The 12265-nt window shown below is 64.3% G+C and carries 14 protein-coding genes; 11 read left to right on the top strand and 3 right to left on the bottom strand.

The window, feature by feature from the left end:
- Window positions 1-104: 104 nt before the first annotated feature.
- Together ACIU1A_RS28825 and ACIU1A_RS28820 are read left to right on the top strand one after the other, a co-directional pair.
- Window positions 105-1082 carry an alpha/beta fold hydrolase gene (locus ACIU1A_RS28825; RefSeq protein ID WP_404925871.1) on the top strand — a complete coding sequence of 326 codons (978 nt, stop codon included), beginning with the start codon at window positions 105-107 and terminating at the stop codon, window positions 1080-1082.
- A 27-nt stretch (window positions 1083-1109) separates the two neighbouring features.
- Window positions 1110-1541, top strand: a complete 432-nt coding sequence (locus ACIU1A_RS28820; RefSeq protein ID WP_140514275.1) for a nuclear transport factor 2 family protein — start codon at window positions 1110-1112, stop codon at window positions 1539-1541.
- A gap of 61 nt (window positions 1542-1602) precedes the next feature.
- Here ACIU1A_RS28820 and ACIU1A_RS28815 read toward each other — a convergent pair whose 3' ends face one another.
- Window positions 1603-2496: a LysR family transcriptional regulator gene (locus ACIU1A_RS28815; RefSeq protein ID WP_140514273.1), complete on the bottom strand. Its 894-nt coding sequence runs from the start codon at window positions 2494-2496 to the stop codon at window positions 1603-1605.
- Window positions 2497-2663: 167 nt separating this feature from the next.
- On the opposite strand from ACIU1A_RS28815, the gene ACIU1A_RS28810 reads away from it, so the two are divergent.
- The 5 genes from ACIU1A_RS28810 (at window position 2664) to ACIU1A_RS28790 (ending at window position 6670) form a co-directional block, all read left to right on the top strand.
- Window positions 2664-3854, top strand: coding sequence for an MFS transporter (locus ACIU1A_RS28810; protein ID WP_404925870.1), 1191 nt, complete (start codon window positions 2664-2666; stop codon window positions 3852-3854).
- A 113-nt stretch (window positions 3855-3967) separates the two neighbouring features.
- Window positions 3968-4318, top strand: a complete 351-nt coding sequence (locus ACIU1A_RS28805; RefSeq protein WP_404925869.1) for a cyclophilin-like fold protein — start codon at window positions 3968-3970, stop codon at window positions 4316-4318.
- A gap of 16 nt (window positions 4319-4334) precedes the next feature.
- The gene (locus ACIU1A_RS28800) at window positions 4335-5351 is read left to right on the top strand and encodes a zinc-dependent alcohol dehydrogenase family protein (protein WP_404925868.1); all 1017 of its coding nucleotides are present in this window, start codon (window positions 4335-4337) and stop codon (window positions 5349-5351) included.
- Between the two features lie 56 nt (window positions 5352-5407).
- Entirely contained in the window at window positions 5408-5866 is a 459-nt protein-coding gene (locus ACIU1A_RS28795) for a cupin domain-containing protein (protein ID WP_404925867.1), read from the top strand.
- A gap of 27 nt (window positions 5867-5893) precedes the next feature.
- Window positions 5894-6670 carry a carboxymuconolactone decarboxylase family protein gene (locus ACIU1A_RS28790; RefSeq protein ID WP_140649611.1) on the top strand — a complete coding sequence of 259 codons (777 nt, stop codon included), beginning with the start codon at window positions 5894-5896 and terminating at the stop codon, window positions 6668-6670.
- Between the two features lie 159 nt (window positions 6671-6829).
- Here the strand turns inward: ACIU1A_RS28790 and ACIU1A_RS28785 are convergent, their stop codons facing one another.
- A complete protein-coding gene (locus tag ACIU1A_RS28785) occupies window positions 6830-7387 on the bottom strand; it encodes a TMEM175 family protein (RefSeq protein ID WP_404925866.1) in 558 nt (185 codons plus the stop codon).
- Window positions 7388-7542: 155 nt separating this feature from the next.
- Window positions 7543-8232 carry a GntR family transcriptional regulator gene (locus ACIU1A_RS28780; RefSeq protein WP_404925865.1) on the bottom strand — a complete coding sequence of 230 codons (690 nt, stop codon included), beginning with the start codon at window positions 8230-8232 and terminating at the stop codon, window positions 7543-7545.
- A gap of 160 nt (window positions 8233-8392) precedes the next feature.
- Here ACIU1A_RS28780 and ACIU1A_RS28775 point away from each other — a divergent pair, with 160 nt between their 5' ends.
- The 4 genes from ACIU1A_RS28775 to ACIU1A_RS28760 all read left to right on the top strand — a co-directional run bounded on the left by ACIU1A_RS28775 (window position 8393) and on the right by ACIU1A_RS28760 (window position 12263).
- Window positions 8393-9388 carry an ABC transporter substrate-binding protein gene (locus ACIU1A_RS28775; protein WP_404925864.1) on the top strand — a complete coding sequence of 332 codons (996 nt, stop codon included), beginning with the start codon at window positions 8393-8395 and terminating at the stop codon, window positions 9386-9388.
- Window positions 9389-9457: 69 nt separating this feature from the next.
- Window positions 9458-10540, top strand: a complete 1083-nt coding sequence (locus ACIU1A_RS28770; protein ID WP_404925863.1) for an ABC transporter ATP-binding protein — start codon at window positions 9458-9460, stop codon at window positions 10538-10540.
- Window positions 10540-11466, top strand: a complete 927-nt coding sequence (locus ACIU1A_RS28765; protein ID WP_404925862.1) for an ABC transporter permease — start codon at window positions 10540-10542, stop codon at window positions 11464-11466. The genes ACIU1A_RS28770 and ACIU1A_RS28765 overlap by 1 nt, the downstream gene beginning before the upstream one ends.
- A complete protein-coding gene (locus ACIU1A_RS28760) occupies window positions 11463-12263 on the top strand; it encodes an ABC transporter permease (RefSeq protein ID WP_404925861.1) in 801 nt (266 codons plus the stop codon). Before ACIU1A_RS28765 ends, ACIU1A_RS28760 begins: the two co-directional genes overlap by 4 nt.
- The last annotated feature ends 2 nt before the right edge of the window (window positions 12264-12265 follow it).

Below are 12265 nucleotides of genomic sequence, written 5' to 3'. Positions count from 1 at the left end.
ATGCGTGACCTTCGGGACAGGCATTCGGTTCGCTCAACCCTCTCGTTGCGGCGTCCGCCGCCAGCCGTTAAACAGAGACTGACACACGAGCGTGAGAAGCAGCCGTGAGCGAGCCGACGCAGCGAATGGTCGAGACCAACGGCATCTGCCTCAACGTCGCGGAGCAGGGCGATGGCCCTTTGGTGCTCTTGTGCCACGGCTTTCCCGAATCCTGGTATTCCTGGCGCCATCAATTGAGTGCGCTCGCGGCGGCGGGCTTTCACGCCGTCGCCCCCGACATGCGGGGCTATGGCAAGAGCGATCGGCCGGAGGCGGTCGAACAGTATACGCTCTTCCATCTGGTCGGCGACATGGTGGGCCTTCTTGACGCCCTCGAAGCGCCGACCGTCATCATCGCCGGCCATGACTGGGGCGCCGTCGTCGCCTGGCACGCGGCGCTGATGCGCCCGGACCGATTCCAAGCCGTCATCGGCCTCAGCGTGCCGTTCCGGCCGCGGGCCAAGGTGCGCCCAACCAGCGTGATGCCGCGAACGACGGACTCGCAATTCTACCAGCTCTATTTCCAGCAACCCGGCATTGCAGAAGCCGAGCTGGAGCGGGACCCCCGGACCACGGTGCGGGCCATGCTTTCCGCCGCATCGGGGGATTCCTCGGGCACGAGCGCGGGTGGAATCGGCATGGTTCCACATGATGGAGGTTTCCTGCAAGCCGTCGAGGCACCGCCGGGCCTACCGCCCTGGCTCAGCCAAGGCGACCTCGATTTCTACGCCGGCGAGTTCCAGCGCACCGGTTTTGCCGGAGGTCTCAACTGGTACCGCAACATCGACCGGAACTGGGAGCTGATGGCGCCCTTTGCGGGCGCGCGGATCAAGGTTCCCGCGCTCTATATAGCGGGCGACCGCGATCTGGTGGTCGCCTTCCCCGGAATGGACCAGTTGCTGGCCAATCTCGGAAATTTCGTCCCGCAACTCCGCGACAAGTTGATGCTGCCCGGCTGCGGGCACTGGACCCAGCAGGAACGCCCGGACGAGGTCAACGCCGCGATGATCCATTTCCTCCGGAGCGTGCGGGAACAGCGCTGATCCGAGGACACGACCGGAGCGGAAATCATGGAGATGAGCGTAAAGAGATTTTTTGAACGCTATCAGCGGTTTTTCAAGGAGTCGCTTGGCGGCGGCATGGATATGGATGAGGCCGCGTCGCTCTACACGTCGGAGTTCATAGCCGCCTCGCCTGCCGGCGTCGTGACCGGAAAGAACGACGATCAACTCAAGCAAGTCATGGCTCAGGGCTATGCTCACTACCGGGCAATCGGAACGAAAGAGATGCGGATACGCGACATCGGCATCTCGCCGATCGACGAGCATCATTGCGTTGCCCATGTTGCGTGGACCGCGACCTATGCCCGCGAGGGCCAAGCGGACGTCGGGATAGATTTCGACGTTCACTACCTTGTCCGGAAACTCGACGGGGAGCCGAAGATATTCGGATGGGTGGCGGGCGATGAGCAGGCGCTGTTAAGGAAGCACGGCATCATCTGAGGTCCGCCGCTCCTATTCCCGGTTGTGCTCAGCCCCCTCCTCGGCTTCTGTGTGGTGGCCATCATTGGCTGTGTTTTCGAAGCGCGTCGACAATGACCTTGAAGGCCGGCGAGTTCTGGCGACTGCTTGGATAGTATAGGTAATAGCCGGCGAATTTCGGCGCCCAATCGTCGAGCACGAGTTGCAGCCGGCCGGCGGCAACATGCGCCGTGACCAGATCCTCGGGCACATAGGCAAGCCCGTAGCCGGCAATGGCGGCGTCGACCATCGGCAGGGTCGAGTTGAACACGAGCTGGCCATCGACGCGGACGCGCAGAGCCTGGCCGGCCTTCTGGAATTCCCAGGCATAGAGGCCACCGGCGCTGGTCATGCGCAGGTTGATGCAATTGTGGCCGATCAGGTCCTGCGGCGCCTTCGGCACGCCACGTCCGGCGATGTAGGCCGGCGAGCCTACGGCAACAAGTCGCCAGTCCGGCCCGATGCGCACGGCGATCATGTCCTTCTCCACGCTTTCGCCAAGCCGCACGCCAGCATCGAAACCATCCTCGACAATGTTGCGCAATCCGTTGTCCCGGCTGAATTCGAGCTTGATGTCGGGATAGTCGGCAAGGACAGGCCGCAGTTTCGGCCAGACCAGCTGCTCGAGCGCATGATCGGAGACGGTGATGCGCACGGTCCCCGAGGGTTTGTCGCGATAGGCCGTCAGCGCCGCGATGTCGGTTTCGATATCGACGATGCGCGGCGCCAGGGATTGACGTAACCGCTCCCCCGCCTCGGTCGTCGAGACACTGCGCGTCGTTCGCGCCAGCAGCCGCAGGCCCAGGCGCGTTTCGAGCCGCTTGATGGTGTGGCTGAGGGTCGATTGGGTAATGCCGATCTTGGCGGCGGCCTTGGTGAAACTGCGCTCCTCGGCCACCATCAGGAACCACAGAAGATCGTTGAAGTTTTCGCGCATGGCCTTCTGCCCCGCTGAATACGGCCCGACGTTATTTATGGCCTGCATCGATAAGTTCAAGCGACTTTCAGCCGCTAGTCATTCCAATAGTCCGGCGCTATCTCCTGTCGCGAACAGGCCGCCGATGCGTTTTCCGGCGGCCGGCTTTTTGTGCGTGGTGACGGCTGATGGAAACGACTTACGACGACAGGCTGGTGAAGCCTCGGGCAGCATGGGGTGCGGTGTTCTCGATGACGCTTTGCGTCGCCGTCCTCATCGCTTCCGAGTTCATGCCGGTCAGCTTGCTGACGCCGATCGCCGACGGGCTCGGCATCACCGAAGGCCGGGCGGGACAGGCGATCTCGGTCTCCGGCATCTTCGCGGTCCTCACCAGCCTGTTCATCGCCGGCCTGACGCGGCATATCGACCGCAAGCTGGTGCTGACGTCGTTCTCGCTGCTGCTCGCCGTGTCCGGCTTGGTGGTGACCTTTGCGCCCAACTATGCCGTGCTGATGATCGGCCGCGTCTTGCTCGGCATTGCCATCGGCGGTTTCTGGTTGATGTCCACCGCGATCGTGATGCGCCTCGTGCCGGAGGACTCCGTGTCCGAGGGCTTGGCGATGATCAACGCCGGCAACGCCATCGCGGCAACCATATCGGCGCCGCTCGGAAGCCTGCTCGGCGATTATGTCGGCTGGCGCGGCGCGTTCTTCCTCGTGGTGCCGCTGGCCCTCTTTGCCCTTGTCTGGCAAAGCTTCAGCCTGCCTGCGCTGCCGCCACGCGGCCGCAAGGCGTCGGGCAATGTCCTCCGGTTGCTGCTGCGCCGTCAGGTCGCGCTCGGCATGACCTCGATCCTGTTGCTCTTCATGGGCCAGTTCGCGCTCTTCACCTATCTCAGGCCTTTCCTGGAAACCGTGACCGGTGTCGGCGTTTCGGCGCTCTCGGCGATCCTGCTCGTGATGGGACTAGCAGGCGTCGCCGGCACCTGGACCATAGGCCGGCTGCTCAAGACGCGGCTCTACAGCATCGTCATCATCATTCCGCTGGCCATGGCGCTGTTGGCGGTCGCATTGATCGTGCTTGGATCGATGCCGGTGGCCGTCACCGCGTTGCTCGTCGGCTGGGGCTTTTTCGGAACCGCGGCGCCGGTCGGCTGGGGCACCTGGCTGAGCCGCGCGCTGCGCGACGATGCCGAAGCCGGCGGCGGCTTGCAGGTCGCCGTCATCCAGTTCGCCATCACGCTCGGCGCGGCGGGCGGCGGCCTGCTGCTGGACACGCTCGGCTGGCGAAGCCCCTTCGCACTCGGCGCGGTGCTGCTTGTGGGATCCGCGCTGGCCGCGGCGGCAGCCGCCCATGATCATGGCAAGGACGCGCCATGACACGCAGCCACATGACGCGCCGCACCGCGGTTGCCGCCGCACTGGCAGCCGCGTTCGCGCCCTCCGCCGCGCCAGGCCAAGCCCGCGGAACGGACGGACAGGAGAAATCGTTGATGAGGATTGCTATTGAAGTGGACGCGATGCGCCTGACGGCCTTCCTGTTCGACAATCCGAGCGCGCAGGATTTCGCCGCGATGCTGCCGTTGGACCTGACACTGGAAGACTATGCATCCGTCGAGAAGATCGGCTACCTGCCGCGCAAATTGCGGATCGAGGGCAGCGGCCCGTTCGACAACGAGGCCATCGGCGACATCGCCTACTACGCGCCCTGGGGCAATCTCATCTTCTTTTATGGCCCCTACCGGTATTCGCGCGGCCTGATCCGGCTCGGCCGCGTCGACAGCGGTATCGCGCCGCTGCTGCGCGGCGGACGCTTCAACATACGCATAGAACGCCTGACATAGGCTCAAGGAGAAAACCATGCTCGGAACAGTTCTTTACGGTGCCGGCGACATCCGCTGCGAGGAAGTGGCGGAGCCCGAAATCCTTCATCCCACCGACGCCATCCTCAAGCTCTCGGCCACCTGCATCTGCGGCTCCGACCTGTGGCCCTATCGCGGGCTCCAGCCGCTGAACGAACCGATGCATATGGGCCACGAATATTGCGGCGTGGTGGTGGAAGTGGGCAGCGCGGTGAGAACGGTGAAGCCCGGCCAGTTCGTCGTCGGCTCGTTCTGCACCTCCGACAACACCTGCCCGCATTGCCGCTTCGGCTTCCCCTCGTCCTGCGAGCAGCGCGAGTTCATGAGCCGGGCGCAGGTGCCGATGCTGCGCGTGCCCCTTGCCGACGGCACGCTGGTCGCCACCCCCGGCATGCCCGAGGACGATCTGATCCCGAGCCTGCTGGCGGCATCGGATGTGCTTGGCACCGGCTGGTATGCCGCCGACGCCGCGCACGTCGAGCCCGGCGCGACCGCGGTCGTCGTGGGTGACGGCGCGGTCGGGCTGATGGGCGTGCTTGCGGCCAAGCAGATGGGCGCTGAGCGCATCATCGCCATGAGCCGCCACAAGACGCGCCAGGATCTCGCGCTCGAATTCGGCGCCACCGATATCATTTCGGAGCGCGGCGATGACGGCGTGGCGCGGATCAAGGAGCTGACCCACGGCGTCGGCGCGGAATCCGTGCTGGAATGCGTCGGCACGCAGGAATCCATGATGCAGGCGATCAACTGTGCCCGCCCCGGCGGCTCGATCGGCTTCGTCGGCGTGCCGCATGGCGTCCAGCTCGAAGGCCAGGGCCTCTTCTTCGCCCAGAAGAGCCTGCTCGGCGGCCCCGCGCCCGTGCGCCGTTTTCTTCCGCATCTGATGGATCTGGTGCTGGAGCGCAAGATCAATCCCGGCAAGGTCTTCGACCTGACCCTGCCGCTGGCCGATGTCGCCGAGGGCTACCGCGCCATGGATGAGAGGCGGGCGATCAAGACGCTGCTTCGTCTGTAAGCGCCGCACTGGGTTCAGCCCACAAATGCAGGGGAGCAAACCTTAAGGAGACCAAAATGAAGAAAATCCTGATAGCAACGGCCGCGAGTGTGGCGGGAACCATGCCCGTCCAAGCGCAGGGGATCGAAATCCGGACAAACGGCAGCACGCCGGCGATGATCGGAGCGGCAGAAAACTTTACCGGGCAAGCGGTCATCACTGCGCTGTTTCCCGCCACCGAGATAACGCGCGCAAGCACAGGGCTGGTGAACTTTGCTCCCGGAGCGCGCACCGTCTGGCACACCCATCCTGCCGGTCAGTTGCTGATCGTCACATCAGGCCAAGGCTGGATTCGCGAAGACGGCAAGGAGGCCCGCGTCATCAATCCAGGCGACGTCGTCTGGATTCCCGCCGGGGTGAAGCACTGGCATGGCGCAACCGCCACCAGCCCGATGGCCCATATCGCGTTGAGCTACATGCATGACGGCAAGAATGTCGACTGGCTGGAGGCTGTCTCCGACGAGCAATACCGCTGACCGTACGCAGGAACGAAAGGCATTATCATGAAACCTTCAACCATTCTCGCACTCGCTTTGTCGATGGGGGCTGCCGACGCTGCGGCGCAGACTGGGTCGCAGACCGGCAGCCTGCCTCCAGAGGATTTGCAGGCCGTCTCGCCCGCCCTTGCGCGCTATGCGACGGACAAGCTTGCCAATGACGTTTGGAAGCGCCCCGGCCTGTCGCGGCGCGATCGCAGCATCGTCACCATCGCGGCGGTGGTCACCCGCAACCAGGGCATACTCCTGCCGGAGCAGTTGAGCCTCGCCCTCGACAGTGGCGTGAAGCCGGCCGAGATCTCGGAGATGATCACGCATCTTGCCTTCTATGCCGGGTGGGGCAACGCGATGGCAGCCACGGCCATCGCCAAAGCGGTGTTCGAGGCACGCGGCATCGGGCCGGACCAGCTCCCCAAGGCTGTCGTCGATTTGCTGCCGCTCGACGAAAAGGCGGAGGCCGATCGTGCCGCACGGGTCGAGCAAGGCACGGGACCGGCGTCGCCGGGCCTGGTGCGCGACACGACGGAAGTGCTGTTTCGCGACCTGTGGCTGCGTCCCGACCTCGCGCCGCGCGACCGCAGCCTGGTGACGGTCAGCGCACTGGTCGCCGCCGGTCAGGTGGAGCAGATTCCCTACCATCTCAACAGGGCCATGGATAATGGACTGACGCGCGCCGAGGCCTCGGAGGTGATCAGTCATCTCGCCTATTACGCGGGATGGCCAAACGCTTTCTCGGCAGCCCCGGTCGCACGCTCCGTATTCGAGAAGCGCTCCGCCGACTGACCGTTTTCGACCGTAACGACCCTGCCGTTCGAGCCGCGCGGCCTGACGCGGCCAAGTGGCGATGCGGCGAGCATCTGGAGAACTGCCCAGCGCAAATTCAGGGCGGTCTGGCGGATCGAGGCCGAAAGCCGACGCGGGCGGCATGACCTGACATTGCGCTCAGCCGGCGCGCGATCCCGGCGCTCCCGGCCGGAGATAGACCGTCAGGCAGCAGCAACAGATCGCCAGTCCGGCGATCGGGTATTTCAGGGCGACGACCGCCGCAAAGCCGAAAAGGCACAGCGTCACGATCGAGCGGATGCGCATGACCTTGCGCACTTTGAGCGGAACGGTGTCGGCCGGCATCGGGTCGATGAGTTCCCGGATCAGGAGAATGTAGGTCAGGTTCACCAGGAAGAAGACGACCGCGTAGAACGCCACCGGCTGCGGGGCCAGCTCGCTGACCGCCATCCACGCGGTTGCCAACGGGAGCAGCGACACCGAAAACAGGTGCGCGAAATTGTACCACATCAGGCTGGTCGTCGCCGCCGTGGCGTGGCGCAGGAGATGATGGTGATTCGCCCAGACGATGGCGATGAAGAGATAGCTCACGCCGTAGCTCAGCCATGTCGGCCACAAGGCCAGCAACGCGGTGAAGGTCGGCACCTCCGGTGGACGCAGGTCAAGCACGAGCACGGTGATAAGGACGGCGAACACGCCATCCGAAAATGCGCTCAATCGCTCAAGGCCTGTCGAGGGAAGCACCTGGAGTGTCCTTGTCGAGGTTCGTCCGGCCTATGGTAGCATCGCCACCCGCAATATCCATGGCTGCCCAGTCGAGATCGCTAACGCGTTGCTTCGCGCCAAGTCCAACCCCGCTCACGACGCCTTGGCTAGAAAGCTCTGGTAATCCGATTTGGCCTGCAACGCAGGCGCAGCACGTTCTCGCGCGAGCCGCGCACATGGGCGCGCGCCAGGGCGCCGGCGCGCTTGGCGTCGCCGGCGCAGATCGCCTCGACGATCTCGGCATGCTCGTCGCGGGCGATCTTCCATTCGTCGAGCCACAGCAGTTCCGTCCAGACATAGTGCTGGCACTTGTCGAGGATGCCGCACAGCATGCCGTGCAGCATGGCATTGCCGCTGATTTCGGCGATGACGCGGTGCAGATCGATGCCGACTTCAAGCTCCTGGAATTTTTCCCTTGTGGTTCGATCCGCAATGGCGGCCAGCCTCTCGCATTCGGCCAGCATGGCGCGCAGCCGCGCCTTGTCTTTCTCGGTGGCCGCAGCCGCCGCCAGTTCGGTGGCGTGGCCGTCGAGCAGTTCGCGGATGTCGAAGGCCTCGCGGAACATGTTTATGTCGAACTCGGTGACGGCGTAGCCCTGCCGCGGCCGGCCGGTGACCAACCCGTCGCGCTCGAGGCGGTTGAAGGCCTCGCGCACGGGCGTGCGGCTGACATTCAGCTTTGCCGCAATGTCGCTCTCGGTGACGCGCGCGCCCGGCGGGATCTGACCGGTCACGATCATTGCCTTGAGCGCGGAATAGACCGAGTCGCGCAGCGTGTTTTTTGTTTCCTTCGCCAAGTTCCGTATCCTGTCTCCGGTCCGTGCCGGAAATCGCTGTCTTTCGCGCGTAGCTGTATTCAAAATCGGCGCGTTTTGCCATTCCCCGGCCCGGGTCGGTGGCCCCAAGGCCCCGCCGAGCGGTGTTGACTTCGCTGATCCCCAAGCTACAGCGGGCCTCATGGCAGCGGTCACGGCGCCCGCCGTGGCAGGCGACGCCATCACCGTCGCCTCATGGGGCGGCACCTATCAGGAGGCGCAGGCCAAGGCCTTCTTCAAGCCGACCGCCGATGCGCTCGGCATCACCATCAAGGAAGACACCACCAACGGCCTCGACGACGTGCGCCTGCAGGTGACAGGCAACGCGGTGAAGTGGGATATCACCGAGCTCGGCGCCGACGAATGCGCGCGCGGCTCGAAGGAAGGGCTTTTCGAAAAGCTCGACTACAACCTCATCGACAAGAGCGGCATCGATCCCAAGCTCGTGCATGACGACTGGGTCGGCATCTCCTACACCTCCGTGGTACTCGTCTACCGGACCGACGTGTTCGGTGACAAAGGCCCCAAGACCTGGGCCGATTTCTGGAATGTGGAGAAGTTTCCCGGACGGCGCGCACTGAGCAGCAGCCAGGCGACGGAGACGCTTAGCGTTGCAGCCCTCGCCGAAGGCATTCCGATCGACAAGGTCTATCCTGTCGACATCGACGGCGCGCTGAAATCGGTCGACAAGATTCGTGACCATGTCGATGCCTGGTGGACTTCCGGCGCGCAGGCCATGCAGCTGGTGAAGGACGGCGAGGTCGACATGGCAAGCATCTGGAACGGCCGCGCCGGCACCTTGAAGAAGGAAGGCGCGCCGGTCAGCTTCTCCTTCGACCAGGGCGTACTCACCGCCGACTGCATGGTCATTCCCAAGGGCGCCAAGAACAAGGAGGTCGCGATGAAGGCGCTGGCGATGTTCGTCAGTCCGCAATTGCAGGCCAATCTGCCGCTTTATGTCGACAACGGACCGGTCAACGAGAAGGCGTTCGAGACCGGGAAGATCCCGCCGGAGCGGATCAAGGACATCAACTCGTCGCCTGAGAACGTCAAGAAGCAGGTGCTGCAGGACGCCGAGTTCTGGCGCGACAACCTCGTCGAGGCGACGGAGAAGTTCAACAATCTGATCCAGCAATAGACCGGAAACCCTGACATTGCGGGGCCGCCTGGCCCTGCTTCTTGGAGTCCTGCCTAGGAGAAAACAATCTTGTCCATTGCGCCATCCGCGCTGCCGATCGGCATGCGCGCGATAGAGAAACGTTTTGGCTCCGTATCGGTGCTGCGCGACCTCAATCTCGACGTCGCGGCCGGCGAATTCCTGACGTTGCTCGGCCCTTCCGGCTCCGGAAAGACGACGCTGCTGATGATCCTGGCGGGATTCGTCAGGGCCAATGCCGGCTCAATCAAGGTCGGCGACGAGGAGATCATCACCACGCCGCCGCACAGGCGCAATATCGGCATGGTGTTCCAGAACTATGCCCTGTTCCCGCATATGAACGTCTTCCACAACATCGCCTTTCCGCTGAAGCAGCGCCGCGTTCCGGCCGCCGAGACGGTGGAACGCGTCGAGAAAGCGCTGGAGCTGGTGAAGTTGCAGGGCCTCGGCGAACGGCGCGTCGACCAGCTCTCCGGCGGCCAGCGCCAGCGCGTGGCGCTGGCGCGCGCCCTCGTGTTCGAGCCGCCCATCGTGCTGATGGACGAGCCGCTGTCGGCGTTGGACAAGGGCCTGCGCGAGCACATGCAGATCGAACTGCGCGCCCTGCATCGGCGGCTTGGCATGACGACTGTCTATGTCACGCACGACCAGCGCGAGGCGATCACCATGTCGGATCGTATCGCCGTCATGAATGCCGGGCGCATCGAGCAGCTCGACAAGCCCGAAATTCTCTACGCCGCGCCGCGCACGCGGTTCGTCGCCGGCTTCATCGGGGAATCGAATTTCATTCCCGTCGAATGCCGCAGCGGTTCGGTCTGGTACGAGGACAGGCAAATCCACACCGCGGCGCCGGCGCCGGCATCGGGCCAGCAGCTGATGGTGGTGCGGCCGGAAAAGCTGCGGCTGCTGGCAAATGCAGAGCCGGCCAAGGGCGTCAACGTGCTCAGCGCGACGCTCAGTGACGTGATCTATCAGGGCGACAGCTTCGTCTGCTACGCCGTGCTGCGCGACGGCAGGCAGCTGACATTGCGCGACTATTGCCGCAGCGACGTGCTGGCCAGGTTGCCGGCCGCCGGGCAGCCGATCGCGCTTGGCCTCGATGCGCAGGATACGATCCTGGTGGCGGCGGACTGATGAGCGTGCAAACCGCCACGACGGACGAGGCAATTGGCGCCATGACCCAGGACCTGAACGCGCATGCGTTGCGCGCCGATGCGCGGCGCGAGCAGTTTCGGCTGCTGGCGCTGCTGGCGCCAAGCCTGTTCCTCGTCTTTGCCATCATCATCGTGCCGATCGGCTGGCTGTTCTGGCTGTCGCTGTTCGACGAGGCCGGCATCTTGAGCGCCGCCAACTATGCGCGCCTCTTCGAGCAGGTCTCCTATATCAAGACCTTCCTCACCACCTTCAAGGTCGCCTTCATCGTCACCGCCGCCTGCGTGCTGCTGGGCTATCCCTTGGCCTATATGCTGTCGCAACTGCCGCGCCGGGCGGCGTCGATCTGCCTGATCTTCGTCATCCTGCCGTTCTGGACATCGGTGCTGGTGCGCACCTATGCCTGGCTGGTGATCCTGCAGCGCAAGGGGCTGATCAACAGTTGGCTGATCGACCTCGGAGTCATCAGCCAGCCGCTGCCGCTCGCCAACAATTTGTCGGGCGTCGTCATCGGCATGACGCATATATTGCTGCCGTTCCTGGTGCTGCCGCTCTACGCCTCGATGAAGACCATCGACACCGACTGCCTGCGCGCCGGGATGAATCTGGGCGCCGGCCCCGTCGCCACCTTCCGGCAGATCTTCTTTCCGCTGTCGCTGCCCGGCCTCGCCTCGGGCGTGGTCATCGTCTTCGTGCTGTGCCTGGGCTTTTTCGTTACGCCGGCGCTGATGGGCGGCGGCAAGGTCGTCATGTGGGCGATGCGCATGGAACAGACCACCAGCCTCTATTCCAACTGGGGCGCCGGCGCGGCGCTCGGCGTCGTGCTGCTCGCGGTCACGCTGGCGCTGCTCGGCCTGTTCCAGTGGCTGCTCGGCGCGCGCGCCACAGGTGTGTGGAGTTCGCGATGAGTGGAGATGTCGGCCTGCCGATCTCGCACCGGCAACGTCTGTGGCTCTATGCGCTGGGCGGCCTCGTGCTGCTGTTCCTGATCGCGCCGTCGGTCATCATCGTCATCATGTCGTTTTCGGATTCGACGCTGCTGCAGTTTCCGCCCCAGCAATGGTCGCTGCGTTGGTACCAGACCTACTTCCAGTCGCCGGAGTGGCGCGACGCGACGGTCGTCTCGGTCAAGGTGGCCGTTATGACAGCGCTGGTGGCGACGCCGCTCGGCATGGCCGCCGCCTACGCCATCAATCGCGGCACGCTGCGCTTCAACGGCAGCATCAACGCACTGATGACGGCATCGCTGATCGTACCGGTGATCCTGATCGGCATAGGCACTTTCTTCCTCTATGCGCGCATCGGGCTCAACAACACGCTGACCGGCCTGGTCATCGCGCATACGGTGCAGGCGCTGCCGCTGGTGGTACTGACGGTGCTTTCGGGCCTGCGCTCCTACGACATGAACCAGGAGCGCGTGGCGCGCAGCCTGGGCGCCGGACGCGTAGCCGCCTTCTGGCAAGTTACCGTGCCGCAGATCCGCTTCTCGATCGTCTCGGGCGCGCTGTTTGCCTTCATCACCTCCTTCGACGAAGTGGTGGTTTCGCTGTTCATCTCGGGCGGCGAGACGACGACCTTGACGCGCCGCATGTTCAACGCCCTGCGCGACCAGATCGACCCGTCGATCGCTGCCATCTCGACCTGCCTGATCGTGCTGTCGGTCGTGCTCTTGTCGGTAGCGCAGATCTTCGGCAGGCGGCATTGATT

The sequence above is a fragment of the Mesorhizobium maamorense genome, from assembly GCF_044998965.1.
In the GTDB taxonomy this organism is placed as follows: domain Bacteria; phylum Pseudomonadota; class Alphaproteobacteria; order Rhizobiales; family Rhizobiaceae; genus Mesorhizobium.
The sequence above is the reverse complement of the archived record's forward strand: the minus strand, read 5'-3'. Positions and strand labels throughout refer to the sequence as shown.

Excerpts from the sequence above, each read along its gene's own strand:
- ACIU1A_RS28795 (WP_404925867.1), top strand. The coding sequence starts at position 5,408 with ATGAAGAAAATCCTGATAGCAACGGCCGCGAGTGTGGCGGGAACCATG.
- ACIU1A_RS28810 (WP_404925870.1), top strand. The coding sequence starts at position 2,664 with ATGGAAACGACTTACGACGACAGGCTGGTGAAGCCTCGGGCAGCATGG.
- ACIU1A_RS28820 (WP_140514275.1), top strand. The coding sequence starts at position 1,110 with ATGGAGATGAGCGTAAAGAGATTTTTTGAACGCTATCAGCGGTTTTTC.
- ACIU1A_RS28775 (WP_404925864.1), top strand. The coding sequence starts at position 8,393 with ATGGCAGCGGTCACGGCGCCCGCCGTGGCAGGCGACGCCATCACCGTC.
- ACIU1A_RS28760 (WP_404925861.1), top strand. The coding sequence starts at position 11,463 with ATGAGTGGAGATGTCGGCCTGCCGATCTCGCACCGGCAACGTCTGTGG.
- ACIU1A_RS28765 (WP_404925862.1), top strand. The coding sequence starts at position 10,540 with ATGAGCGTGCAAACCGCCACGACGGACGAGGCAATTGGCGCCATGACC.
- ACIU1A_RS28790 (WP_140649611.1), top strand. The coding sequence starts at position 5,894 with ATGAAACCTTCAACCATTCTCGCACTCGCTTTGTCGATGGGGGCTGCC.
- ACIU1A_RS28800 (WP_404925868.1), top strand. The coding sequence starts at position 4,335 with ATGCTCGGAACAGTTCTTTACGGTGCCGGCGACATCCGCTGCGAGGAA.
- ACIU1A_RS28815 (WP_140514273.1), bottom strand. The coding sequence starts at position 2,496 with ATGCGCGAAAACTTCAACGATCTTCTGTGGTTCCTGATGGTGGCCGAG.
- ACIU1A_RS28805 (WP_404925869.1), top strand. The coding sequence starts at position 3,968 with ATGAGGATTGCTATTGAAGTGGACGCGATGCGCCTGACGGCCTTCCTG.